Here is a 23,202-nt window from a genome sequence, read left to right on the forward strand (position 1 = left end):
CATGCTCGCGCAACTTCCACCGGCCTTACAGAATCTGCAATTACCGCTTCGCTTGCGACTCTGGGACGGCCATGAGTTCAATCTGGGGCCGACGCCCAGCGTCACCATTGTGGTCAAGGATCCCCACATGGTTAGCCAGTTCACCCATCCTAGCCTCGACGCGTTGGGGGCGGCGTTCGTCGAAGGCAAGCTGGAACTGGAAGGCTCCATCAGCGACGTGATTCGTGTCTGCGATGAATGGAGTCAGGCGCTGATCAACGAAGACGAAGACGCGCAACCGGTGCGCACGGTTCATGACAAAGAAACCGATGCCAAAGCCATCTCCTACCACTACGACCTCTCCAACGCGTTTTACCAACTGTGGCTCGACAGCGACATGGCGTATTCCTGCGCCTATTTCGAGACCGGCAGCGAAACCCTTGAGCAAGCTCAACAAGCCAAGTTTCGCCACCTGTGCCGCAAACTGCGGTTGCAGCCAGGCGAGTATCTGCTGGATGTCGGTTGCGGCTGGGGCGGGTTGGCGCGGTATGCGGCTCGTGAGTTCGGCGCGAAGGTGTTCGGGATCACGCTCAGTAAGGAGCAATTGGAACTGGCTCGCGAACGGGTGAAAGCCGAAGGTCTGGAGGATCAGATCGAACTGCAACTGCTCGACTACCGCGATTTGCCTCAGGACGGACGCTTCGACAAGGTGGTCAGCGTCGGCATGTTCGAACACGTTGGCCATGCGAATCTTGCCGAGTACTGCAAAACCTTGTTCGGCGCGGTGAAAGAGGGTGGCCTGGTGATGAACCACGGGATCACCGCCAAACACATCGACGGTCGTCCGGTCGGGCGTGGTGCGGGTGAGTTCATCGAGAAGTACGTGTTCCCCAACGGCGAACTGCCGCATCTGTCGATGATATCGGCTGTGATCAGCGACGCGGGGCTGGAGATCGTCGATGTCGAGAGTCTGCGCCTGCATTACGCGCGGACCCTGGACCACTGGAGCGAACGCCTGGAAGACAATCTGGAAGCCGCCGGCAAACTGGTGCCAGAACAGGCTTTACGAATCTGGCGGTTGTACCTGGCAGGGTGCGCCTATGCCTTCGCCAGAGGCTGGATCAACCTGCATCAAATCCTCGCGGTGAAAGCCCATCCCGATGGCAGCCATGAACTGCCATGGACCCGCGATGATATTTACAACCCTTAAAGAATCGGTGAAATAAGCCGGGCGACCCGCATGCCGATCTGTTGCAGGCGGTGGGTCTCCCGGCCTTCTTCTTTGGCGATCTCGTGAGCTTGGGCGAAGTCATCGTTGAGCATCTGTTCCACTTCGGCAGCAAACGCACTGTCGACCGTCAGCAACATCACTTCGAAATTCAGCCGGAACGAACGGTTGTCCATATTGGCGCTGCCAATGGCGCTGATTTCGCTGTCGATCAACACCACTTTCTGATGCATGAACCCCGGCTGGTAACGGAACACACGCACGCCAGCACGTACCGCTTCGAAGGCGTAAAGGCTGGAAGCGGCGTAGACGATCCGGTGATCCGGCCGCGACGGCAACAAAATCCGTACATCCACACCGCGCAACACGGCCAGTCGCAACGCGGCGAATACCGCTTCGTCGGGGATAAAGTATGGGCTGGTGATCCACACCCGTTCCGTCGCCGCATGGATGGCTTCGACGAAGAATAGCGAGCAGGTTTCGTAGGAATCCGCCGGGCCGCTTGCCAGCAATTGGCAGAGCACGCCGTCGTCCGGATAAACCTCCGGCAGGATCAGCGGCGGAAGCGAACGGGCCGCCCAGAACCAGTCTTCGGCGAAGGACTCCTGCATGGAGGCCACCACTGGCCCGCGCACTTGCACATGGGTGTCACGCCATGGCGCCAGGGGCGGTTTCTCGCCCATGTATTCGTCGCCGACGTTGAGCCCGCCGACAAAACCGACAATCCCGTCGACCACTACGATCTTGCGATGGTTGCGGAAATTGACCTGAAAGCGGTTGAGCCAGCCGCTGCGGGTGGCGAAGACTTTGACCTCGATACCGGCATCGCGCAACGGTTGCACATAACCATGGGGCAGGGAGTGGCTGCCGATACGGTCGTAGAGCAGGTAAATCGCCACGCCCTCTGCAGCTTTCTTGGTCAGCAAGGTGTGCAGGCGTTGGCCGAGGCGGTCATCGTGAATGATGAAGAACTGGATCAACACCGCTTGCCGGGCGTTGCTGATGGCGTCGAAAATCGCATCGAAGGTGGCTTGGCCATCGATCAATAGGTGTACTTCGTTATTCGCCAGACACGGCATGCGTCCCAGTTTCGGCATGGCCCTCAAGGACGCGTAGGCGCTGGAGGCACGAGCAGCCAGTGCCTCTTCTACCCAGGGGCGCCAGTTCAACTCGGAGATTGCCTTGCGCATTTCTTCGTTGGCTTGCCGCCGGGCCTTGATGTAGCCATCGAAGGTGCTGCGGCCGAAGACCAGATAAGGGATAAGCGTGAGGTAGGGAATGAACAGCAGTGACAGAGCCCAGGCGATCGAGCCTTGAGCGGTCCGAACGGTCAATACGGCATGGATGGCGGCAATCGCGCCCAGCGCGTGCAGCAGAGCGATCAGATAACCGAAAACATGCGGTCCAAAATAATCCATGGGGCAGCCTTGCTCCTGAAGATTCAATGCTTAACAGACCATGTTCCGGGCAGAATGTCGCTATTTAATTGGCCCATGAACCGAAGCCCGTGGCTGACGTCTAACGGCCACTAATGATCAGGAGTTACTCGATGAACGTTCGTCTGCTGGGTTTGGCCATTGCGTTTGGTTTGGCACTTCCTGTGGCTGCTCAGGCGCAGATGTTGCAACCGGGTTTGTGGGAAATGACTTCAAGCAACATGAAGGTCGATGACCAGAACCTGCCCGATCTTCAACTGATTCTCGGCCAGATACAGAGTCAGATGACCCCTGAACAGCGCGCGCAGCTGGAGAAGCAGGGCATCACCATGGGCGGCAAAGGGATTCGGGCGTGCCTGACGCCTGAGCAGGTGAAGACCGACAACATTCCACTGACGGACCCACAATCGGGCTGCAAGCAGGAAATCACCGAGCGTACCGGCAACCAATGGAAATTCCGTTTCAGCTGTCCGAAAGCGCAAGGTGCTGGTGTCGCCACATTCCTCAGCGATCGTGAGTTCACCACCAAGGTCAACGGTACTTTCAACGCCACCGGCATTCAGCAGAAGGGTAGCCTCGATACTCGCGCGGTGTGGTTGGGCCAGGATTGCGGCACAGTGAAGCCAAGAGCCTAAAAGCATCGCGGGCAAGCCCGCTCCCACAAAGTCATACGCGATCCCTGTGGGAGCGGGCTTGCCCGCGATGACGTCCGTTTAGTCACCTTGAATCTTGGGCGGATTCAACAATTCACACACCGCCTCAATCCCTTTCTCCCCGAAGTTCTCTCCACTGCTGCTGCGCATACTGACAAACCCGCCTTCCTTTTCCTTCTCTCCCACCACCAACAGATACGGCACTTTCTGGCTGTGCTGGCGAATCTTGTGGCTGATTTTCTCGTTACGCAGATCCGAGTTGGCCCGCAGTTCACGGCGGCGCAGGGCCTGGGTCACCGAGTGCGCATAAGCGGTCTGACGTTCATCGATGTTCACGACCATCACCTGCGGCGGCGCTCGCCAGGTGTCCAGCTCCTGTTGGCTGGACCAGCACGTGCCGTAGATCCGTTGCTGCGACGTGCCGCTGATATGGTCCAGAGTGAATGCTTGCAATACCTTGGTGGTGGGAACATGCGGGCCTTCAGCGAAACTTTCAAACCCCCCCAAGCGATACAGCGTTAACCGTTCGGCTGGCGTCGCCCGGGGAGCGGTTTCCCGTCGGATCGAATGATTGGTCGCCGCCAGTGCATGCATGCGCGCTTCGATAACTGGCAGCTCGGCCAGAGTTAAAGAGCGCTGGAAAGCAAACTCATAAAAGAAACCATCACCCAGCGACGATCCGGCTCGCAACTGCGCATTCGGATGGAGCTGTTTGACGGCCATGGCCAGCATCAGCGCGCAGGAACGGCGAAGGATCTCCAGGCCATCGGGTTCCTGGGGCGTGACGATACTGACCCGGGCATCGCCCTCGATCAGGAACCCACAGTCCACCAACACGCCATCGACCCGCCCGGCCACTGCCGCGTTAGCCAACCCGAGACTGATGCTTGCAGCAACTTCATACACAGACAGCGGCTGATCGTACTCACGCAATGAACCATCGGGCAGAGTGATATGGATCATGATCGATGTTCTCGAATGTTTTCGACAACGTGCGCTAGCGCATAAACCGTAGGGGTAAACCCTGGCAGGTGTCATTAAGACGTTCGTCGTGCCAGGCAATTTGCCCCGACACGACCGTAGTGCTGACGCTGTGGCGAAAGCGATGGTGGGTGAAGGGCGTCCAGCCGCATTGAGAGAGGATCGGTTGCCGGGAAACGGCAAGGCCGTCGGGCTCGTGTTTGATCAACACCAGGTCGGCCCAGTAGCCTTCGCGCAGGTAGCCGCGATCGGGGATGGCAAACAGATCGGCGACCCGGTGACTGGTCTTGGCCACGAGGGTGGTGATCGGCAATATCTCATCGGACACCAGTTCCAGCAACGCGGGCAGGGCGTGTTGCACCAACGGCAAACCGGACGGCGCCTGGCTGTAGGGCCGCTGTTTTTCGGCCCAGGTATGAGGCGCGTGATCACTGCCGATCACATCCAGTCGATTGCTCAACAATGCTTTGCGCAAGGCATCGCGGTCGGTCTGAGTCTTGATCGCCGGGTTGCACTTGATCAGGTTGCCAAGGCTCGGGTAGTCGCGATCATCGAACAGCAAGTGATGCAGACAGACTTCGGCGGTGATGCGTTTCTGTGCCAGCGGCTGGTCTTCGAACAGCGCCAGTTCGCGGGCCGTGCTCAAGTGTAAAACGTGAAGTCGGGTGCCGTGTTGCCTGGCCAGATCAACGGCCATTGAGGAGGAGCGAAAGCACGCTTCGGCGTTGCGGATCAGCGGGTGAGCGGCGGGCGGAAGGTGCTCGCCGAACAGCTCTCGCAGATTCGCGGCATTGGCTTCGATGCTGGGCGTGTGTTCGCAGTGAGCCAACAGAATGGTCGGCACCTCGGCGAAGAGCCGCTCGAGAATCCGTGGATCGTCCACCAGCATATTGCCGGTGGAGGCGCCCATGAACACTTTGACCCCGGCCACCTCGCAAGGATTGAGCGCGGCAACCGTGTCGAGATTGTCGTTGCTCACGCCGAAATGAAAACCGTAATTGGCCACTGAACTCGTCGCCGCTCGACGCTTCTTGTTGGCCAGCGCGGCGAGGGTCAAAGTGGCCGGTGAAGTGTTGGGCATGTCCATAAAGCTGGTGATGCCGCCAGCCACTGCCGCTCTGGATTCGGTATGGAAGCTGCCCTTGTCTGGAGCTCCAGGATCGCGGAAATGCACCTGGTCATCGATCATGCCCGGCAGCAGCCATTGGCCATCGGCGTCGATTTCCACGGTGGCCGTTTCACCTTCAATGCTGCTGGCGATCTTGACGATGCGACCGTGGCTTACCAGCAAATCACCGTCGAACTCACGACCTTCATTGACCAGTCGGGCATTGCGAATCAGCACGCTGCTCATGGTCAGAACTCGTTTTGCAGGGCTTTGTAGCCCCGCACCAGATCGACATTGGTGCGCGCCACGTCCTCGGAAAACTCCGAGGCGCTGACGCTCACCGGTGGGAACTGCGACAGGTCAGTGTTGGGGCCGATGCGCGTGGTGGAGGGCACGTAGAAGTCTTCTGGCAAGTCACGACCGTCGACCACCGAGTTGTGCCGCACCACGCAACCGTCGCCCACCGCGCAGTTGAACAGCACGCTGTTGAACCCGATGAACACGCGGTCACCAACGGTGCAGGGGCCATGCACGATGGAGCGGTGAGCAATGGAGCTGAACTCGCCGATGGTCACCGCTGCACCGGACTTGGAGTGAATCACCACGCCGTCCTGAATGTTCGAGTTGGCGCCGATGGTGATTGGCTCCATCTCTCCTGAATCATCCACTTCATCGGCGCGAATCACCGCGTACGGACCGACGAACACGTTCTCGCCGATCACCACTTTGCCGCAGATGATGGCGGTTTTATCCACGTACGCGGACTCCGCAATCAACGGCAGATCACCGGAAGGATTCTTGCGGATCATGGCTTGCTCAACGCCTCATACAAGGTGTTGAGGTTGTATTCGAACAGTCCGGCGAACGTGCTGGCCGGGCCGGTCGCCGCGAGGGCATCGGAGTACAGCGTGCCGCCGATATGCGCGCCGCTTTCATCGGCGATTTGCTTGAGCAGGCGTGCGTCCTTGATGTTTTCCATGAACACCGCTTTGACCTTGGCCTGACGGATCTGCGTGATCAGCGCAGCGACTTCGGCAGCCGATGGTTCACGTTCGGTGGACAGACCTTGTGGCGCCATGAAGTCGATGCCGTAAGCCTGACCGAGATAGCCGAAGGCGTCATGGGAGGTCACGATTTTGCGATTACCCGGCGGCAGCGAACCGAGCTTGGCTTTGGCCTCGGCGAGCAACGCGTAGATCTTTTTCAGGTAGGCCTGGCTGTTGTGTTCGTAGTCGGCTTTGTTCGCAGGGTCGGCGGCGATCAGCGCTTTGGTGATGTTGCTGATGTACAACTCGGTGTTCGCCAGGTTGTGCCAGGCGTGTGGGTCGGGAATGGTTTCGCCGTCTTCATCCAGCGAGCGTGGAATGACACCGTGGCTGGCACTGATGACCGCAGCTTTGGTCTCGGTGCTGGTCACCAGACGGTCCAGCCATGGCTCGAAACCTAGCCCGTTCTTGATGATCAGTCTGGCCTTGAGCAATGCCTTGGCATCGTCCGGAGTCGGCTCGTAGGTATGGGCATCGGCGTCCGGCCCGACCATGTTGGTGATCTGGATATGGTCGCCGCCGACCTGTTGAGTCATGTCGGCGAGGATGCTGAAGCTGGTGACTACCTGGAGTTTTTCCGCGGCAGACAGCGACATCGACAGCATCAAACTGAACAGCACGAGTAAAGCGCGCATCGGGTAACACCTCATTGGGATGTGAGCAAAGGTGGGCGGCGCAGCAAACCGTGCACCGGACCGAACACCACGGACAGCAGATACAAAGCGCCAGCCACCAGCACGATCGCCGGGCCGCTGGGCAGCGAGTAGTAAAACGACAGCAACAATCCGAGCCAGACCGAGAGGCAGCCGAGCAGTGCGGCGATGACCATCAGTACCGGCAAGCGACGACTCCAGAAGCGAGAAGCGGCGGCTGGCAACATCATCAAACCGACCACCATCAGGGCGCCGATGGCCTGGAAACCGATCACCAGGTTCAGCACCACCAGGGTCAGAAATACTCCGTGAGCAAGTGGCCCGAGGCGGCTGACGGTTTGCAGAAAGAGTGGGTCGAGGGTGTCCAGCAACAGGGGTTTGTAGATGAGGGCCATGGCGATCAGGCTGAAGCCTGAGACCCAAATCATGCCGGTCAAAGTCGGTCCGTCGACCGCGAGCGCCGAGCCAAACAACAGGTGCAACAGGTCCAGCCGCTTGCCGGCGATACCGAGGATCAGCACGCCGCTGGCCAGCGATATCGGATAGATCGCGGCCAGGCTCGCGTCTTCCCGCAGGCCAGTGCGGCGAGTGATCCACGCGGCCAGTCCGGCCATGCTCAGACCAGCGCCGAGGCCACCGATGGTCAACGCGGGTAGACTCAACCCGGCGAACCAGAAGCCCAATGCGGCGCCCGGCAAGATGCCGTGAGCCACCGCGTCGCCGATCAGGCTCATGCGCCGCAGGATCAGAAACACCCCAAGCGGAGCGGTGCTGCACGCCAGAACGAGCCCCCCAAGCAACGCCCTGCGCATGAATACGAATTCGTGGAACGGTTGCCAAAGCTGAGCGGCGGCGATCATCAAGCCACCTGCGTCTGGGGTTGTTGGCGAATCAGATCTGTACTGGGGCCGAGGACGCAGCCGCTGCTTTTGATCAATAGGGCTTGTGGGATGTGTTGGCGCACAGCGGCCAGGTCATGACACACCACGACCAGGGTTCGACCTTCGGCATGCCACGCGTGGATGTGTTTCCAGAGCAGCGCCTGGCCGAGTTCGTCGAGCGCGGCGTGGGGTTCGTCGAGCAACAACAAGGGGGCTTCGGCGAGACTCAACCGGGCGAGCAGGGCGCGCTGCAATTCGCCCCCGGAGAGGGCCATCAATGTGCGATGTTCCAGGCCGGTCAGGCACCAGTCTTCCAGCGCAGACTTGAGTCGCTGGCTGCGAATTTCCGGAGTTTGCTTGCTGCCCCAGAAACCTGCGGCCACCAACTCTTGCAGGCTGATGGGGAATTGCCGGTCCAGGTGTTGTTGCTGAGGCAGGAACGAAAGGCCGCCTTTACTTGGAGCATCAATGATGACTTTTCCGGTCAGTGGCTTTTGCAGACCGGCGATGACTTTTAGCAGGCTGCTTTTACCCGAACCGTTGGCACCGATGACGGCGGTCAGACTTCCTTTGGGTAATTGGAAATCCACTGACGGAGTGAGCGGTTGACCGGGAGCGCCCCAGCGCAAGGCTTGGCATTGGATCATGCGGCCTCCCAATTCCAGCGACTTTCGGCGACAGCGTCGTGAGCGTGAAGACTTTCGGCGTGAACGACTCGCACATGAAAGGCGTAGATCCCCGGGGAGCGTTTCAGGGCCAGATTCAAGCGTCGGGCGGCGTCTTCGCAGAACATCAGGTTCTGGCCGTTGGCGAGAGCGAAGGCTTGTTCGTCGGCGCGTTTCACTGCGGTTTGCACTGCGGTGCCGAGGGCTGCTTCCGCATCGTTGATCGCGGCGATCAGCGGCAGGTCATCCAGGTAGTCGTCCAGACGCAGCTGCAATTGCGCATTGCTGCGTTGGCTATGCGGCGTGGCGACGATACCTTTCGTGGAACCGAGCCAAGCCAGAACGTCGGAGTGTTGCAATGATCGATTGGCGAAGTCATCAACGAATTGCTGCTGAATCAGCTGCCGCGAAAGTGCCGCTGAGCACGGGCAGGTTGAGGAATAAGGAACGTCGATTTTTAGTTCCACGTGGAACATCGCGTTTTTCAAACTGGCTTCGATGCTCACCGGATAGGTTTTCCAACCGGCTAGCGGACTGATGAGCGCGGGTCTTTTGAGCAATAGTTCGGTGTGAATTTTTAGGTAAGCGTTGTGGGAAAGTCCTTCATGGGTTTCGAGAAAATTCTGCAAGACTCGCCGCAACAACGCGGGCGAAAGGTTTTCCTGCTCAAGCTTTTCCAGCGCCAGATACAGCCGCGACATATGGATGCCGCGCGCCTCTCCATCGTCGAGGCTAACGCCAGCGTCGGCCTTTGCGCTCAGTCGCTGGCCATCGAATAAAACAGGAAGAGCAATGCCGCACATGCCCACCCAATCGAGTGGCAGGGCTTGGCGTGAGGCCTGCGCGGCGATATCCGGCAGAGTCAGCGCATTCATGAGCAGGTCCATCGTGGGAGTTGATTTGGCATGTTATATTATAACAATCAAATCGACGATGCCTTTTTCGTGAGCGAGCTTTCACCATGCACAGACGTCACTTGCTCAACCTGATTCTGGCCAGCGCGGCCTTCGCATTTCCCTTTGGTGCTTCGGCCACGCAAATTCGCAATGCACGACTGTGGCGTTCTGACGACAAGCTACGACTGGTGTTCGATCTGAGCGGGCCGGTGCAATACAAGACGTTTTCCCTGAGCGCTCCGGAGCGGCTGATCATCGATCTGAGTGGCGCCAATCTCAGTGGCGACTTCAGTCAGTTGGCACTCAGCAACACGGTGATTCGCGCAATCCGCTCCGGACATTTCGGTCAGGGCGATACGCGGATCGTCCTCGACCTCAGCGGCCCGGTGCAGCTCAACAGTTTCCAGCTGCCGCCCCAGGACGGGCAGGGGCACCGATTGGTACTCGATCTGAAGACCGCTGCGCCGCTACAGATCGCGGCGGTGCCGTCGGAAAAACCTGAACCCGTCACCGACAAGGCTCACCCCAAGCGCGACATCATCGTGGTGGTCGACCCTGGTCACGGCGGCAAAGATCCGGGCGCGGTCGGTGCCAAAGGTGAGCGGGAAAAAGACGTGGTGCTGTCGATCGCCCAGCTGCTGGCCAAACGGCTGAAACGTGAGAAGGGCTTCGAAGTGAAACTGGTGCGCAATGACGACTTCTTCGTCCCGCTGCGCAAGCGCGTGGAGATTGCCCGCAAACACAATGCCGACATGTTCATCTCGGTCCATGCGGACGCGGCGCCGCGTCTCACCGCTTCAGGTGCGTCGGTGTACTGTTTGTCCGAAGGTGGCGCGACTTCGGCCACCGCGCGCTTCATGGCACAACGGGAGAATGGTGCAGACCTGTTGGGCGCCACCAGCCTGCTCAATCTCAAGGACAAGGACCCGATGCTCGCCGGGGTGATTCTCGACATGTCGATGAACGCCACCATCGCCGCCAGTTTGCAGTTGGGCAGTACGGTGCTTGGCAGCCTGGCAGGCATTACTACGCTGCATCAGAAGCGCGTGGAGCAAGCAGGATTCGCCGTGTTGAAGTCGCCGGATGTGCCGTCGATTCTGGTGGAAACCGGCTTCATCTCGAACGCCCGCGACAGTCAACGACTGGTGACTGCCCGCCATCAGCAAGCGGTGGCGGATGGTTTGTTCGAAGGGTTGCAGCGCTATTTTCAGAAGAACCCACCGATGAACAGCTACATCGCCTGGCAACAGGAACAGAAAAATGCACAGGCCTAGCAGCCGATCATCCGGCTGCACGTGAACTTGCCGCTGCTGCCGCCGGAGCTGGAAAACCGATTGATGGTTGTCCAGCCAACCCGGCGGTTGTAGCCGACCCAGGCTTCGCCATCGGACGCGATGCCAGTGAAGAACGTCAATTGCCCGTAGCGGTTATTGGTTTGCGCCCATTGGCGTTTGCCGGCCACTTCGAAGCCGCGCAGATAGATCGTGCTACCGACGGTGTTAACGCTGTAGGCATTGCCGTCGGCATCTACGCAGGCCAGCAGATTGGCGCTACGGGTGCAGTTAGCCAGGCTCGAGACTTGTCCCCAGGCATCGACCGCGATCAGCAACGAAAGGCTCAATAGCGAGAATTTCAGGGCGTTTCCCATGGCATTTCTCAAGGGGGCGGACGGGCTCAAGCATCGTGCCCTTTGTCGCAGCGAGCAAGAGGGGAGTGGCTTATTTGTATTGTTATACTATAACATAAAAATACACCCGCTCTGATGATCCACCGCCATGACTGAACAAGAACTCCTCGCTCAACCCGCCGCCGATTACATGAACGACGCCCAGCAAGGCTTCTTTCGCGAGCTATTGCTGGCACAGCGCAGCGAGCTGCAGGAGCGCATTGCCGGCGAGTTCGACGCGTTACGCGAGCAGGAACCCCACAGCGATCCCGCCGATATCGGCAGCGCCGAAGAACAGCGCCAGTGGCAACTGCGCCTGCTGGAGCGGGAAAAGAAGCTCCTGGACAAGATCGACGAAGCCCTCGAACACTTGGCTCGCGGCGAATACGGCTGGTGTCGCGAAACCGGTGAGCCGATCGGCCTCAAACGCCTGCTGCTGCGGCCCACCGCCACTCTGTGTATTGAAGCCAAAGAACGTGAAGAGCTGCGCGAACGCCATCAACGGGCGATTTGACCGGCCACATCCTGATGAGGAATACCTGATGCCCAATCGTCTCCCCGTGACCGTCCTGTCGGGCTTTCTCGGCGCCGGAAAAAGTACACTTCTTAATTACGTACTACGTAATCGCGAAAATTTGCGGGTCGCAGTGATCGTCAATGACATGAGTGAGATCAATATCGATGGCAGTGAAGTTCAGCGCGATGTCAGCCTGAACCGTGCCGAAGAAAAACTCGTGGAAATGAGTAACGGCTGCATTTGCTGCACCTTGCGCGAAGACTTGCTCGAAGAAGTCAGCAAACTCGCCAAGGACGGTCGTTTCGATTACCTGTTGATCGAGTCCACGGGCATTTCCGAGCCTCTGCCCGTGGCAGAAACCTTCACGTTTCGCGATGAAGAAGGGCAGAGCCTGGCGGACATCGCGCGGCTCGATACCATGGTCACCGTGGTCGACGGCATGAACTTCCTGCTCGACTATCAGGCCGCCGAAAGCCTCGCTTCCCGTGGCGAAACCCTGGGAGAGGAGGACGAACGCTCGATCACCGACCTGTTGATCGAGCAGATCGAATTCGCCGACGTGATTCTGATCAGCAAAATCGATTTGATCAGCAGTAGCGAGCGCCAGGAGTTGATCGCGATCCTCGAACGGCTAAATTCCCAGGCGGAAATCATTCCGATGGTCATGGGCGAAGTGCCGCTCAAGAAAATCCTCAACACTGGTCGCTTCGACTTCGAAAAGGCTGCTCAGGCGCCGGGATGGTTGCAGGAATTGCGCGGTGAACACGTGCCGGAAACCGAGGAATACGGTATCGCCTCCACGGCATATCGGGCGCGGCGACCGTTTCATCCACAGCGCTTCTTCAGTTTCATCGACCGTCCGTGGGTGAACGGCAAATTGCTGCGTTCCAAAGGCTTTTTCTGGCTGGCCAGCAAACACAGGGATGCCGGCAGCTGGTCCCAGGCCGGCGGCTTGATGCGTCACGGTTTTGCCGGACGCTGGTGGCGTTTCGTGCCGAAAAACCAGTGGCCGCAAGATGAAGAATGCACTGCCGGGATCATGGAAAACTGGACGGCCGCCACCGGTGATTGCCGTCAGGAGCTGGTGTTTATCGGCCAGAACGTCGATTTCGCGCAACTCACCGTCGAACTCGATAACTGCCTGCTGACGGATGCTGAGATGGCCTTGGGTGTCGAGGGCTGGCAGTTACTGCCCGATCCGTTTGGTCCTTGGCACGAAGAGGCGGCTGCTTGATGTTGGCGCCCAGTCTGAAGCTGCGACCGGTCATTCGCCAGGTTCAAGGTGATACGCCAAAAGCGCTGACGGGAATTCTGGACGACGGCGTGAACCTGGCACTCTGGCAGCGCCAACTCCCAGCGCACATTGCCGATTTCGGTCGTTTGTTGTTGTCCCTGAACGAGCCGCTGGCCGAGTCAATATCCCTGGAAATGCCCGGCGATGACGCCGAACCCAATCTCCACGGTTTAGCCTCAGGCTTCAGCGACCTTGAAGGCTACGAAGGCTTTATCGCCGATGTTTCCTGGCTGGTCAGCGCTTTCGCCTGCCTGTTGGGCGCCCAGCGTATCGGCCTGCGTCTGCGGGTTCTGGACAAAGCCATGTGCCCGCGTTTCCACGTCGATCATGTGCCGGTGCGGTTGATCACCACCTACGCAGGTATTGGCAGCCAATGGCTGAAAGAAGGGGCGATGGATCGCCGGCAATTAGGCAAACCTGAGGCGGAACCGCAGGACGGTTCGCTGATTCAACAAATCACCAGCGGCGAAGTGGCGTTGCTTAAAGGGGAGAAGTGGCACGGCAACGAAGGCTTCGGTTTGATCCACCGCTCGCCGCAGCCGGCGCCGGGCGAGCGTCGTTTGATTCTGACCCTCGACTGGCTGAGTTAGCGGTTCAAGGCTTGAGCCAGGTTCCCTGGCTCTGGGCTTCGCAAAACGGCTTCAAATACGCCGCATCGGTGGCCACGCCGTAATAGTGAATATCCTGCCGGTAAGGCATATTGGCGACTTGAGCGTTGCTGCACACTCCGAACGCGCCGGTGGGGCATTGGTCGACGTACTGCACCTCGACTTTCTGCCCGGGCAAATTCGGCTGGCAGAAACCATCGGCGAACAGTTTTTCCGGGATGCTGCGGTTTTGCTGGCAAACCTTTACGTCGAGCCGCTCAGCCGTGCTGTGCACCACGCAGGCCTGAGCCAGCGCTTCGCCCGATGTGAGCGCCAGAAGCAACGACCATCCCATCAACCGCATTCTTTACCTCCTCAGAAAACCTCGACCATGTTGCAGAACATTCCCACCCACGTCATTGCCGGCCCACTAGGTGCCGGCAAGACCAGCCTGATCAAGCACCTGCTGGCGCAACGGCCCGAGGGTGAGCGCTGGGCAGTGTTGATCAACGAGTTCGGCCAGATCGGTCTGGATGCCGCGCTGTTGACCCAGGATGCCGATGGTATCGCACTGGGGGAAGTGGCCGGGGGCTGTTTGTGTTGCGTCAATGGTGCACCGTTTCAGATCGGCCTCGGGCGGTTGCTGCGCAAGGCACGACCGGATCGACTGTTCATCGAACCCTCCGGGCTGGGACATCCAGCGCAGTTGCTCAGGCAATTGAGTGAGGCGCCGTGGCAAGGCGTCCTGGCCGTACAGCCGTGCGTGCTGGTGTTGGATGCCCAGGCGCTTGCGACTGGAAAACCGCTGCCTGCTGCGCAACAGCAAGCGCTGGACAGTGCCGGATTGCTGTTGCTGAACAAGGCAGAAGGCCTCGACGACAGTGATCGCCAGCGAATCGCCGCACAGTTGCCGATGCGTCCTTTGTACTGGACGCAGCAAGCCGTCTTGCCGTTGAGCGAGTTACCGGGGCTCGGGGCTCAGGCTGTCGGGGGTGTGGATAACTTTGTCGTGCCCAAGGGATTGGCGCAGATGCCAGCCATCTGGACTGACCCCACGCTGCCGATTTGCTTGAGTCAGGTGCAGGAGGGTGGCTGGAGCGTTGGATGGCGGTGGCATCCGAGTCAGATATTCGATGCCGTATTGATCGGGAAATGGCTTGAGCGCCTTGAATGGCGGCGGGCGAAGCTGGTTATCCACAGCGCCGAGGGGTGGGTGTCGGCGAATGCGCTGGATAACTCGGAGTTGGATTGGCGACCCAGTGAATGGTCTCGGGATTCGCGTATCGAGCTGATTTTTAGCGAGCAGCAGAGTGTCGTAGAGCTGCAGAAAGGATTGATGGAGTGCCGTACTCAGGCGAATTAGCGAGTTTTGTGCAGTTTTTGAATGCCTCATCGCGGGCAAGCCCGCTCCCACAAGGTTCACACTGTACCTGTGGGAGCGGGCTTGCCCGCGATTGGTTTTAACAGACTGACACCCGACTCACGGGCGCCATTTGGTGTGTTCTTGCCGCCACTGACTCAGTTCAATCACCTCAGCTCTGGGCTTCGTGATGTCGACCACCGGCGGTGTGTCGTCGAACGGCATCGGGTAGGGCGCGAGCTCGATCTGTGCGCTATGGGCGCCGAACTGGGTGATGGTGCCGGTGTGGCGGGTTTCGCCGGTCACGGTGAATTCGAAGTTATACACACGGGCCAGGCGCCGACGGCCGTTGGCGTCTTTAATGAAAGCGATCTTCTTCAAGGCTACGTTGCCGTCCAGCAGCTCGATCCGCAGCTTGGCGCAATGCTGCATGACCCGCTCCAGCGCACGTTCGCGCAAGCCGTGGTTGTGCCACAACCACGCGCCACCGGTGGCGAGCAGCATCAGCACGAAGATATTTCCGAGGGTCAGCATCAACAGGGTGCTCCAACAAGATAGTGCCAGCTTAACTGCGTCGCCGGTCTGTCGTACAGGCTGCGTTTAGTCGCATACTGCGCGGCTCGAATTTCAATCGTTTGACGGAAAACTCACCGCGTGAAACGTACGCCCCATGTGCTCGCCATCCAGTCCCACGTGGTGTTCGGCCACGCAGGCAACAGCGCCGCGGTTTTCCCGATGCAGCGGATCGGGGTGAACGTCTGGCCGCTCAATACCGTGCAGTTCTCCAACCACACGCAATATGGCCAGTGGGCCGGAGAAGTGCTGGCCCCGCATCAGATTCCGGAATTGGTGGAAGGCATCGCGGCGATCGGTGAGCTGGGCAATTGCGATGCTGTGTTGTCCGGCTACCTCGGCAGCGCGGCCCAGGGACGGGCGGTTCTCGCGGGCGTGGAACGAATCAAATCGATCAATCCCAAAGCGCTATACCTCTGCGACCCGGTGATGGGCCATCCGGAGAAGGGCTGCACCGTTCCAGCCGAGGTCAGCGATTTTCTGTTGGAAGAGGCGGCTGCGGTGGCCGACTTCATGTGCCCGAATCAGTTGGAGCTGAACAGCTTCTCGGGGCGCAAGGCGCAGTCTTTGTTCGATTGCCTGGCCATGGCGCGTGCGCTGCTGGCGCGCGGTCCGAAGGCGGTGCTGGTCAAGCATCTGGACTATCCCGGCAAACTGGCGGATGGCTTCGAGATGTTGCTGGTGACCGCCGAAGGCAGCTGGCACCTGCGTCGGCCGCTGCTGGCGTTTCCGCGTCAGCCGGTCGGCGTTGGTGACCTGACTGCCGGGCTGTTCCTGACGCGCGTGCTGCTGGGTGACAATCTGGTGAGCGCCTTCGAATTCACCGCGGCGGCGGTGCATGAAGTGCTGCTGGAAACCCAGGCCTGCGCCAGCTATGAGCTGGAACTGGTGCGGGCGCAGGATCGGATTGCCCATCCGCGGGTGCGGTTTGAGGCGACAGCGATCAGCCTGTAATCGGGTGGTTGTCCCAATCGCGAGCCTGCTCGCGATAGCGATCTGAAGAGCGCTGGATAACTGTCTGCTCAGGCGTCGCCCTTGATGTCCTGATAACGTTTTTCCAGTTCCTGACGAATCTGCCGACGCTGCTGGGCCTGCATGTACCGACGCTTGTCTTCACTGTTCTGCGGTTGCAGCGGCGGGACTGCGGCCGGTTTGCGCTGGTCATCCACCGCGACCATGGTGAAGAAGCAGCTGTTGGTGTGGCGCACCGAGCGCTCGCGGATGTTCTCGGTCACGACCTTGATGCCCACCTCCATCGAGGTGTTACCGGTGTAGTTGACCGAGGCCAGAAAAGTCACCAGTTCACCGACGTGAATCGGCTCGCGGAAGATCACCTGATCCACCGACAGGGTCACCACATAGCGGCCGGCATAGCGGCTGGCGCAGGCGTAGGCCACTTCATCGAGGTATTTGAGCAGGGTGCCGCCGTGGACATTGCCAGAGAAATTGGCCATGTCGGGGGTCATCAATACCGTCATCGACAGCTGGGCGTTTCCGGGTTCCATAACGTACTCACGGGTTCAAGGCAGGATTCGGGGTTACACCTCTGCGGGTGCTTGGTTTTTCAAACCAACAGTTATCGGGACGCCGGGCGGGGGGCCGCCGTCACGCCCGAATCTATCTGTTTCCATATATTGCACCGTCTTCCCGTCGGAAGTCGCGATGTTACCCTTCAAAAGCCCACCCCAAGGAGCCACACGCCATGCATGCCATCAGCTTCATTCAGGATCTGGCAGTGATCATGTTGATCGCGGGTGTGGTGACCGTGCTCTTTCATCGTTTCAAACAGCCGGTGGTACTTGGCTACATCGTCGCCGGCTTCATTATCGGCCCGCACACGCCGCCGTTCAGCCTGATCCACGACGAAGCAACCATCAAGACCCTCGCCGAACTCGGGGTGATTTTCCTGATGTTCTGCCTGGGCCTGGAGTTCAGCCTGCGCAAGCTGTTCAAGGTTGGCGCCACAGCGTTCATCGCCGCGTTCCTGGAAATCGTCCTGATGATCTGGATCGGCTATGAAATCGGCCGCTGGTTCGACTGGAATACCATGGACTCGCTGTTCCTTGGCGCGATCCTGGCGATTTCCTCGACCACCATCATCGTCAAGGCGCTCAATGATCTGAAGATGAAGAACGAGCGTTTTGCCCAGCTGATCTTCGGCGTGTTGATCGTCGAAGACATCCTCGGTATCGGCATCATCGCGTTGCTGTCGAGCATCGCGGTCAGCGGCACCGTCAGTTCCGGCGAAGTGTTTTCCACGGTCGGCAAGCTTTCACTGTTCATGATTGTCGCACTGGTTATAGGCATTCTGCTGGTGCCCCGACTGCTGGCCTATGTGGCCAAATTTGAAAGCAACGAGATGCTGCTCATCACTGTACTGGGCCTGTGTTTTGGTTTCTGCCTGCTGGTGGTCAAGCTTGAATACAGCATGGTCCTCGGCGCGTTCCTGATCGGCGCGATCATGGCTGAATCGCGGCAACTGCTGAAGATCGAGCAGTTGATCGAGCCGGTTCGCGACCTGTTCAGTGCGATTTTCTTCGTCGCCATCGGCCTGATGCTCGACCCGATGATCCTGCTGCAATACGCCTGGCCGATCGCGGTGATCACCGTGGCTGTGGTGCTGGGAAAGATGTTGTCCTGCGGCCTCGGTGCCTTTATCGCCGGCAATGACGGACGCACCTCACTGCGCGTGGGGATGGGGCTTTCACAGATTGGCGAATTCTCTTTCATCATCGCGGCGTTGGGCATGACGCTGCAGGTCACCAGCAACTTTCTCTACCCGGTGGCGGTGGCCGTCTCGGTGATCACCACGCTGTTGACGCCGTATCTGATTCGCGCGGCTGATCCGCTGTCGATCAAGCTTGCTGCGGTGATGCCGCAACGTCTGAGCCGTGTGCTGGGGATGTATGGCGAATGGCTGCGCAGCATTCAGCCTCAGGGTGAGGGCGCACTGTTGGCGTCGATGATTCGGCGGATTCTGTTGCAGGTTGGGGTCAATCTGGCGTTGGTGATTGCGATCTTTCTCTCGGGCGCGTTCTTCGCCGAGCGCATGTCCGTTTACCTACAGGACTGGATCAGCGATCCGAGCTGGCAGAAAGCGTTGATCTGGGGTGGGGCGTTGCTGTTGTCACTGCCATTCCTGATCGCCGCTTATCGCAAGCTCAAGGCGCTGTCGATGTTGCTGGCAGAGATGGGTGTGAAGCCGGAAATGGCCGGCCGCCACACACAGCGAGTGCGTCGGGTGATCGCCGAAGTGATCCCGATACTCTCGCTGTTAGTGATCTTCCTGCTGCTGGCAGTCTTGTCGGCCAGTATTCTGCCGACCAACAAGTTGCTGGTGCTGATCGTCATAGTCGCGGCCGCGGTGGCGGCGCTGCTTTGGCGCTGGTTCATTCGCGTGCATACGCGGATGCAGGTGGCCTTGCTGGAAACGCTGGACAATCACAAGGACTCCTCAAGCCACTGAGACCTCTGTAGCAGCTGCCGAAGGCTGCGTTCGACTGCGCAGCAGCCGCAAGTCAGGCAATGAGGAGTTTCAGGGTTACCGAGTCGCAGGGTCTACGACTGCTTCGCAGCCGAACGCAGGCTGCGCCAGCTGCTACAGGCTACAAGTCGAGCTCAATCAGCTTTCCAGCCAGACGTCTCGCGCCCAGTGCCAGACCGATTCCCAGGTTTCTTCGGCAATAAGCTCTTCTTCGGCCAGCCACAGCACCACGGTGCCGTCTTCTTCGACCAGGTAGTAATTGTCACCGTCCTGGCAGATCGGAATCATGCTGCGATCAACGCCAGCGTCCCAGGCGTTGGCGGCAACGTCTGGCAGGTAGGTGTGGGACTGCGGATCGGTGACGGTCACCGGCTCCAGGCTGCCGTAAACCACGTCGCTGACGGTCAGCAAAAATTCTCTGAAGACGAACGGGATGTCGATGAACAGTTGCTCTTCGATTTCCACAATCTGATCTTCGTCAGGCAATTCCAAGGGGACCGGTACCGGTTCGTTGGCTTCACGCAGTTGTTCGATGATTTCTTCCACGTCCGGGATCCTCTTGCTTGATGGCGCGGTTTAGTTGGGGCGGTTTATACAGTAGCTCGCTATAGATGCAACCGCGAAATAGAAAACCCCGGCCGAGGCCGGGGTTTTATTACAACAGGTGAAACGCGGGAAGTGATCAGCCGTTCTGGCGGATACCGGCCACCAGCCAAGGCTGGTTTTCGCCCTGTGGACGTTCCATGTTCCAGCTTTCGCTGAACACTTCGCCCTGGTCGAAACGCGAGGACTTCGACACGCCGCTGAAGGTCAGGGTGGCGATGGTCTTGTCCGCACGGTCATCAACGCCGTCCAGTTGTACCTGGAGGTTATCGATGTAGGTCGACTGGAAGCCGTCGCCCAGGTCAGCACGTTCGCGCTTGAGGAACTCCAGCAGTTGCGGAGTCACGAACTCGGCGATCTTGTCCATTTCGTTGGCGTCCCAATGTTGCTGCAGGGACTGGAAGTGGTTGCGGGCCGCTTCAATGAAGTTGTGTTCATTGAACCAGGCTGGCGCGTTGATCACCGGACGAGCGGCAGCAGGTGCAGCCGAACCGCCGAAGATCGAACCCATGGCTGTTGGTTTCTGTTCGAACACTTCACGCTGCATCGGCGCGCCGGCTGGAGCCATGTGCTCCTGCTGCTTGCGACGACGAGCGGCGATGAAACGGAAGACCAGGAAGGCGATGACCGCCATGATCAGGATGTCGAAGATCTGCATGCCCTGGAAGCCGTCGCCCATGAACATGGAGGCCAGCAGGCCACCGGCAGCGATACCGGCCAGAGGGCCGAGCCAGCGCGAAGCACCGCTGGCCTTGGTAGCGGCGCCAGCAGCACCGGCCGCGCCCGCAGTGGCAGCAGCGCCGCCTGCAGCAGAAGAAGGAGCCATTTGGCTGGTCTGGTGAGTCGGCGCAGCGCCGGAGCTCTTGCCGCCACCAAAGCGCTTGGCGGCATTGGCGTCGAGGCTCATCGTCAGGCCAATGCACAACGCCATGGCGATGCTAAGAAAACGTTTCATAAAGGGAATTCCCATTTGTGGAAGGCACGCGCGCCATGTTGCACAGCTGAAGTGTTACTGGCTAGCGGCAGAGTGTTTCGGGCTTTTGCCTGACAGGTTGTGTTCAGCTTCAGTCAGCGCAATAAGGCCTGTTAACTTTGGTCTGTAGGACGAGTGTATGAGTTCTGTAGGAAAAGCGACCAGCGCCACTACGCGATCAAACTGTGGGAGCGAGCCTGCTCGCGATAGTCGCACCGCGGAACAACAGAAACACCGCGTCATCGTTCATCGCGAGCAGGCTCGCTCCCACAGAAATGCGCCCTGACGGTCGCCTTTAAACGGCTTCCAGCTTGGCGTAACCCAGCATCAACCACTTGCTGCCCTCGCTGAAGTTCACCTGTACCCGCGCCTGAGCGCCGGCACCTTCGAAATTCAGGATCACACCATCGCCGAACACCGAATGCCGCACAGTCTGGCCGAGGCTGAACCCGGTGTCCGGGATCTCGCTGCCGCCGAACAGGCTGCTGGAGCTCTGCTGCTGGCCACCGCCGAACGGACGGCTGACGCTGTTGGACAGCCGCACTTCCTGGATCAGGCCTTTCGGCACTTCACGTACGAAACGCGACACCTTGTTGTAGGTCTCGCTACCGTACAGGCGTCGGGTTTCAGCATAAGTCAGCACCAGATTCTGCATCGCCCGGGTGATACCGACGTAGGCCAGGCGGCGTTCCTCTTCAAGACGGCCGGGTTCTTCCAGGCTCATCTTGTGCGGAAACAGGCCTTCTTCCATGCCCACCAGGAACACGTAAGGGAATTCCAGGCCCTTGGCGCTGTGCAGGGTCATCAACTGAATGCTGTCTTCGTGTTCGTCGGCCTGGGTATCTCCGGCCTCCAGCGAGGCGTGACCGAGGAACGCCGCCAATGGCGACTGCTCTTCATCCTCTTCCGGGTTTTCGAAGTTACGCGCGGCGCTGACCAGTTCCTCAAGGTTTTCTACCCGGGCCTGGCCTTTCTCGCCTTTTTCCGCCTGGTGGTAGGCAATCAGCCCCGACTGCTCAATGACTGTCTGAGTCATTAGATGCAACGGCATTTCCAGGCATTTGGCGGCGAGGTTCTCGATCAGCTCCATAAATGCCCCAAGAGCACCGGCAGCGCGACCGGTCAGGCCTTTGTTGGCCACCAGCTGCCGCATGGCTTCCCACATTGACACATGGCTGTGGCGTGCATGATCGCGGATGGCTTCGACGGTTTTTTCGCCAATGCCACGGGCCGGAACGTTGATCACCCGCTCCAGGGCCGCATCGTTGCCACGACCTTCCAGCAAACGCAGGTACGCCATGGCGTTCTTGATTTCTGCCCGCTCGAAGAAGCGCTGACCGCCATAAATGCGGTACGGAATGCGTTCGCGCAGCAAGGCTTCTTCCAAAACGCGCGATTGGGCGTTGGAGCGGTACAAAATCGCGATATCGCTACGAGCCAAGCCGGTTTTCAGCGCACTTTCAATGGTTTCAACCACGTAGCGTGCTTCGTCGTGCTCGTTGAAGGCGGCGTACAGATTGATTGCTTCGCCTTCGCCGCCATCGGTCCACAACTCTTTGCCCATGCGCCCGGTGTTGTTGGCGATCAGGGCGTTGGCGGCCTTGAGGATCCCGGCTGTGGAGCGGTAGTTTTGCTCCAGACGAATGATCTGGGCATCCGGGAAGTCGTCGGAATACTGATAAATGTTCTCGATTTTCGCGCCACGCCAGCCATAGATCGACTGATCGTCGTCGCCGACCACCATCAGGCTGTCGCCACCCTTGGCCAGCAGGCGCAACCAGGCGTACTGCACGGCGTTGGTGTCCTGGAACTCGTCCACCAGAATGTGCCGGAAGCGCTTCTGATAATGGGCGAGCAGTCCCGGGTTATCGCGCCACAGATCAAGGGCGCGCAGCAGCAGTTCAGAGAAGTCGATGACGCCGGCGCGCAGGCAAGCAGCCTCATAGGCTTCATAAATGCTGCGCATGGTCGCCAGGAACAGATCGCCGCTGGCTTGAATATGTTGCGGACGCAGACCTTCGTCTTTCTGCCCGTTGATGAACCACTGGGCCTGTCGGACCGGCCAGCGTTGCTCGTCCAGGCCCAGCTCGCGGATCACCCGCTTGACCAACCGTTGCTGGTCGTCACTGTCGAGAATCTGGAAGGTCTGGCTCAGGCCGGCTTCCTGCCAGTGCGCCCGCAGCAAGCGGTGCGCCAGGCCGTGGAAGGTGCCGACCCACATGCCGGCCGGGTTGATACCCATCAGCTGCTCGATGCGATGACGCATCTCGGCAGCGGCCTTGTTGGTGAAGGTCACCGACAGAATGGAGTGGGGCGAGGCGTTTTCGACCTGGATCAACCAGGCGATACGGTGCACCAGCACTCGGGTTTTACCGGAGCCAGCACCGGCCAGGACCAACTGACGACCCACGGAGGCAGCTACGGCCTGACGTTGGGCATCGTTGAGGGAGTTCAGCAGAAGGGAGAGATCATCGCGCATCGGGGCATTCTAGGGTGCGCCGTCACACCGGGCAAACCGAGCTTTGCATTAGCCGATGAAAGAAGCACCGATGACGACCGGTCGGTCACCGGCTGCAAGCATTGGCGGAGCTCGTCTGGCGGCTTTTTTGCCGAGGTGGG

Annotated in this window: 24 protein-coding genes; 9 read left to right on the forward strand and 15 right to left on the reverse strand. The window is 59.4% G+C overall.

Features of this window, described 5'->3' with window-relative positions:
- The first annotated feature begins 1 nt into the window (after window position 1).
- Window positions 2-1,189, forward strand: coding sequence for a C17 cyclopropane fatty acid synthase CfaB (gene cfaB / locus JFU11_RS15140; protein WP_201061113.1), 1,188 nt, complete (start codon window positions 2-4; stop codon window positions 1,187-1,189).
- Here the strand turns inward: cfaB and cls are convergent.
- Window positions 1,186-2,625, reverse strand: a complete 1,440-nt coding sequence (gene cls, locus JFU11_RS15145) for a cardiolipin synthase (RefSeq protein WP_123720121.1) — start codon at window positions 2,623-2,625, stop codon at window positions 1,186-1,188. The two genes, cfaB and cls, sit on opposite strands and share 4 nt — an antisense overlap.
- A 131-nt stretch (window positions 2,626-2,756) precedes the next feature.
- Here cls and JFU11_RS15155 point away from each other — a divergent pair, with 131 nt between their 5' ends.
- A complete protein-coding gene (locus tag JFU11_RS15155) occupies window positions 2,757-3,278 on the forward strand; it encodes a DUF3617 domain-containing protein (RefSeq protein WP_030132514.1) in 522 nt (173 codons plus the stop codon).
- A gap of 78 nt (window positions 3,279-3,356) precedes the next feature.
- Here the strand turns inward: JFU11_RS15155 and JFU11_RS15160 are convergent, their stop codons facing one another.
- Genes JFU11_RS15160 through folE2 form a run of 7 tightly spaced genes read right to left on the reverse strand, consistent with a single transcriptional unit; the run spans window position 3,357 to window position 9,505 of the window.
- The gene (locus JFU11_RS15160) at window positions 3,357-4,259 is read right to left on the reverse strand and encodes a His/Gly/Thr/Pro-type tRNA ligase C-terminal domain-containing protein (RefSeq protein WP_201061116.1); all 903 of its coding nucleotides are present in this window, start codon (window positions 4,257-4,259) and stop codon (window positions 3,357-3,359) included.
- Window positions 4,260-4,293: 34 nt separating this feature from the next.
- Entirely contained in the window at window positions 4,294-5,631 is a 1,338-nt protein-coding gene (locus tag JFU11_RS15165; protein ID WP_123720123.1) for a dihydroorotase, read from the reverse strand.
- 2 nt (window positions 5,632-5,633) lie between these two features.
- Window positions 5,634-6,194, reverse strand: a complete 561-nt coding sequence (locus tag JFU11_RS15170; RefSeq protein ID WP_123720124.1) for a DapH/DapD/GlmU-related protein — start codon at window positions 6,192-6,194, stop codon at window positions 5,634-5,636.
- On the reverse strand, window positions 6,191-7,066 hold the full coding sequence (locus JFU11_RS15175; protein WP_123720125.1) for a metal ABC transporter substrate-binding protein: 876 nt from the start codon (window positions 7,064-7,066) through the stop codon (window positions 6,191-6,193). The genes JFU11_RS15170 and JFU11_RS15175 overlap by 4 nt, the downstream gene beginning before the upstream one ends.
- An 11-nt stretch (window positions 7,067-7,077) precedes the next feature.
- Window positions 7,078-7,944, reverse strand: a complete 867-nt coding sequence (locus JFU11_RS15180; RefSeq protein WP_007896554.1) for a metal ABC transporter permease — start codon at window positions 7,942-7,944, stop codon at window positions 7,078-7,080.
- Window positions 7,944-8,612 (reverse strand): ATP-binding cassette domain-containing protein, encoded by a 669-nt coding sequence (locus JFU11_RS15185; protein ID WP_123720126.1) that lies wholly within the window; start codon window positions 8,610-8,612, stop codon window positions 7,944-7,946. The genes JFU11_RS15180 and JFU11_RS15185 overlap by 1 nt, the downstream gene beginning before the upstream one ends.
- A complete protein-coding gene (gene folE2 / locus JFU11_RS15190) occupies window positions 8,609-9,505 on the reverse strand; it encodes a GTP cyclohydrolase FolE2 (RefSeq protein WP_201061118.1) in 897 nt (298 codons plus the stop codon). Before folE2 ends, JFU11_RS15185 begins: the two co-directional genes overlap by 4 nt.
- Window positions 9,506-9,591: 86 nt before the next feature.
- Here folE2 and JFU11_RS15195 point away from each other — a divergent pair, with 86 nt between their 5' ends.
- On the forward strand, window positions 9,592-10,800 hold the full coding sequence (locus JFU11_RS15195) for an N-acetylmuramoyl-L-alanine amidase (protein WP_201061120.1): 1,209 nt from the start codon (window positions 9,592-9,594) through the stop codon (window positions 10,798-10,800).
- On the opposite strand, the gene JFU11_RS15200 is transcribed toward JFU11_RS15195, so the two are convergent.
- Window positions 10,797-11,174 carry a hypothetical protein gene (locus JFU11_RS15200; protein WP_201061122.1) on the reverse strand — a complete coding sequence of 126 codons (378 nt, stop codon included), beginning with the start codon at window positions 11,172-11,174 and terminating at the stop codon, window positions 10,797-10,799. The two genes, JFU11_RS15195 and JFU11_RS15200, sit on opposite strands and share 4 nt — an antisense overlap.
- Before the next feature lie 127 nt (window positions 11,175-11,301).
- Between JFU11_RS15200 and dksA the strand changes: the two genes are divergently transcribed.
- Genes dksA through JFU11_RS15215 form a run of 3 tightly spaced genes read left to right on the forward strand, consistent with a single transcriptional unit; the run spans window position 11,302 to window position 13,593 of the window.
- Window positions 11,302-11,706 (forward strand): RNA polymerase-binding protein DksA, encoded by a 405-nt coding sequence (dksA, locus tag JFU11_RS15205; protein ID WP_123720130.1) that lies wholly within the window; start codon window positions 11,302-11,304, stop codon window positions 11,704-11,706.
- 28 nt (window positions 11,707-11,734) lie between these two features.
- Window positions 11,735-12,943 carry a zinc metallochaperone GTPase ZigA gene (gene zigA / locus JFU11_RS15210; protein WP_201061124.1) on the forward strand — a complete coding sequence of 403 codons (1,209 nt, stop codon included), beginning with the start codon at window positions 11,735-11,737 and terminating at the stop codon, window positions 12,941-12,943.
- Complete coding sequence (locus JFU11_RS15215; protein ID WP_201061126.1) at window positions 12,943-13,593, forward strand: DUF1826 domain-containing protein; 651 nt, start codon at window positions 12,943-12,945, stop codon at window positions 13,591-13,593. The genes zigA and JFU11_RS15215 overlap by 1 nt, the downstream gene beginning before the upstream one ends.
- 4 nt (window positions 13,594-13,597) lie before the next feature.
- Here the strand turns inward: JFU11_RS15215 and JFU11_RS15220 are convergent, their stop codons facing one another.
- Window positions 13,598-13,954 carry a hypothetical protein gene (locus tag JFU11_RS15220; protein ID WP_038980522.1) on the reverse strand — a complete coding sequence of 119 codons (357 nt, stop codon included), beginning with the start codon at window positions 13,952-13,954 and terminating at the stop codon, window positions 13,598-13,600.
- A gap of 27 nt (window positions 13,955-13,981) precedes the next feature.
- Here JFU11_RS15220 and JFU11_RS15225 point away from each other — a divergent pair, with 27 nt between their 5' ends.
- Window positions 13,982-14,953, forward strand: coding sequence for a CobW-like GTP-binding protein (locus JFU11_RS15225; protein ID WP_201061128.1), 972 nt, complete (start codon window positions 13,982-13,984; stop codon window positions 14,951-14,953).
- Between the two features lie 117 nt (window positions 14,954-15,070).
- Here the strand turns inward: JFU11_RS15225 and JFU11_RS15230 are convergent, their stop codons facing one another.
- Window positions 15,071-15,484, reverse strand: a complete 414-nt coding sequence (locus tag JFU11_RS15230; protein WP_123720134.1) for a DUF3301 domain-containing protein — start codon at window positions 15,482-15,484, stop codon at window positions 15,071-15,073.
- 120 nt (window positions 15,485-15,604) lie between these two features.
- Between JFU11_RS15230 and pdxY the strand changes: the two genes are divergently transcribed.
- Window positions 15,605-16,477, forward strand: a complete 873-nt coding sequence (pdxY, locus tag JFU11_RS15235; RefSeq protein ID WP_123357120.1) for a pyridoxal kinase PdxY — start codon at window positions 15,605-15,607, stop codon at window positions 16,475-16,477.
- Between the two features lie 68 nt (window positions 16,478-16,545).
- Here the strand turns inward: pdxY and JFU11_RS15240 are convergent, their stop codons facing one another.
- The gene (locus tag JFU11_RS15240; RefSeq protein WP_007896533.1) at window positions 16,546-17,028 is read right to left on the reverse strand and encodes an acyl-CoA thioesterase; all 483 of its coding nucleotides are present in this window, start codon (window positions 17,026-17,028) and stop codon (window positions 16,546-16,548) included.
- A 197-nt stretch (window positions 17,029-17,225) separates the two neighbouring features.
- Here JFU11_RS15240 and JFU11_RS15245 point away from each other — a divergent pair, with 197 nt between their 5' ends.
- Window positions 17,226-18,989: a cation:proton antiporter gene (locus JFU11_RS15245; protein ID WP_201061131.1), complete on the forward strand. Its 1,764-nt coding sequence runs from the start codon at window positions 17,226-17,228 to the stop codon at window positions 18,987-18,989.
- A 156-nt stretch (window positions 18,990-19,145) separates the two neighbouring features.
- On the opposite strand, the gene JFU11_RS15250 is transcribed toward JFU11_RS15245, so the two are convergent.
- The 3 genes from JFU11_RS15250 to uvrD all read right to left on the reverse strand — a co-directional run bounded on the left by JFU11_RS15250 (window position 19,146) and on the right by uvrD (window position 23,062).
- The gene (locus JFU11_RS15250; protein WP_008007803.1) at window positions 19,146-19,553 is read right to left on the reverse strand and encodes an SMI1/KNR4 family protein; all 408 of its coding nucleotides are present in this window, start codon (window positions 19,551-19,553) and stop codon (window positions 19,146-19,148) included.
- Window positions 19,554-19,689: 136 nt separating this feature from the next.
- Entirely contained in the window at window positions 19,690-20,565 is an 876-nt protein-coding gene (locus JFU11_RS15255; RefSeq protein WP_201061132.1) for a Tim44 domain-containing protein, read from the reverse strand.
- A 313-nt stretch (window positions 20,566-20,878) separates the two neighbouring features.
- Window positions 20,879-23,062 (reverse strand): DNA helicase II, encoded by a 2,184-nt coding sequence (uvrD, locus tag JFU11_RS15260; protein ID WP_038980532.1) that lies wholly within the window; start codon window positions 23,060-23,062, stop codon window positions 20,879-20,881.
- Between the last annotated feature and the right edge of the window lie 140 nt (window positions 23,063-23,202).

This window comes from Pseudomonas sp. TH37, assembly GCF_016650735.1.
In the GTDB taxonomy this organism is placed as follows: Bacteria; Pseudomonadota; Gammaproteobacteria; order Pseudomonadales; family Pseudomonadaceae; genus Aquipseudomonas; species Aquipseudomonas farris.

Bases quoted from the DNA above. Each gene is read 5' to 3' on its own strand.
- cfaB (WP_201061113.1), top strand. From the start codon at position 2: ATGCTCGCGCAACTTCCACCGGCCTTACAGAATCTGCAATTACCGCTT.
- cls (WP_123720121.1), bottom strand. From the start codon at position 2,625: ATGGATTATTTTGGACCGCATGTTTTCGGTTATCTGATCGCTCTGCTG.
- JFU11_RS15155 (WP_030132514.1), top strand. From the start codon at position 2,757: ATGAACGTTCGTCTGCTGGGTTTGGCCATTGCGTTTGGTTTGGCACTT.
- JFU11_RS15160 (WP_201061116.1), bottom strand. From the start codon at position 4,259: ATGATCCATATCACTCTGCCCGATGGTTCATTGCGTGAGTACGATCAG.
- JFU11_RS15165 (WP_123720123.1), bottom strand. From the start codon at position 5,631: ATGAGCAGCGTGCTGATTCGCAATGCCCGACTGGTCAATGAAGGTCGT.
- JFU11_RS15170 (WP_123720124.1), bottom strand. From the start codon at position 6,194: ATGATCCGCAAGAATCCTTCCGGTGATCTGCCGTTGATTGCGGAGTCC.
- JFU11_RS15175 (WP_123720125.1), bottom strand. From the start codon at position 7,066: ATGCGCGCTTTACTCGTGCTGTTCAGTTTGATGCTGTCGATGTCGCTG.
- JFU11_RS15180 (WP_007896554.1), bottom strand. From the start codon at position 7,944: ATGATCGCCGCCGCTCAGCTTTGGCAACCGTTCCACGAATTCGTATTC.
- JFU11_RS15185 (WP_123720126.1), bottom strand. From the start codon at position 8,612: ATGATCCAATGCCAAGCCTTGCGCTGGGGCGCTCCCGGTCAACCGCTC.
- folE2 (WP_201061118.1), bottom strand. From the start codon at position 9,505: ATGAATGCGCTGACTCTGCCGGATATCGCCGCGCAGGCCTCACGCCAA.
- JFU11_RS15195 (WP_201061120.1), top strand. From the start codon at position 9,592: ATGCACAGACGTCACTTGCTCAACCTGATTCTGGCCAGCGCGGCCTTC.
- JFU11_RS15200 (WP_201061122.1), bottom strand. From the start codon at position 11,174: ATGGGAAACGCCCTGAAATTCTCGCTATTGAGCCTTTCGTTGCTGATC.
- dksA (WP_123720130.1), top strand. From the start codon at position 11,302: ATGACTGAACAAGAACTCCTCGCTCAACCCGCCGCCGATTACATGAAC.
- zigA (WP_201061124.1), top strand. From the start codon at position 11,735: ATGCCCAATCGTCTCCCCGTGACCGTCCTGTCGGGCTTTCTCGGCGCC.
- JFU11_RS15215 (WP_201061126.1), top strand. From the start codon at position 12,943: ATGTTGGCGCCCAGTCTGAAGCTGCGACCGGTCATTCGCCAGGTTCAA.
- JFU11_RS15220 (WP_038980522.1), bottom strand. From the start codon at position 13,954: ATGCGGTTGATGGGATGGTCGTTGCTTCTGGCGCTCACATCGGGCGAA.
- JFU11_RS15225 (WP_201061128.1), top strand. From the start codon at position 13,982: ATGTTGCAGAACATTCCCACCCACGTCATTGCCGGCCCACTAGGTGCC.
- JFU11_RS15230 (WP_123720134.1), bottom strand. From the start codon at position 15,484: ATGCTGACCCTCGGAAATATCTTCGTGCTGATGCTGCTCGCCACCGGT.
- JFU11_RS15240 (WP_007896533.1), bottom strand. From the start codon at position 17,028: ATGGAACCCGGAAACGCCCAGCTGTCGATGACGGTATTGATGACCCCC.
- JFU11_RS15245 (WP_201061131.1), top strand. From the start codon at position 17,226: ATGCATGCCATCAGCTTCATTCAGGATCTGGCAGTGATCATGTTGATC.
- JFU11_RS15255 (WP_201061132.1), bottom strand. From the start codon at position 20,565: ATGAAACGTTTTCTTAGCATCGCCATGGCGTTGTGCATTGGCCTGACG.
- uvrD (WP_038980532.1), bottom strand. From the start codon at position 23,062: ATGCGCGATGATCTCTCCCTTCTGCTGAACTCCCTCAACGATGCCCAA.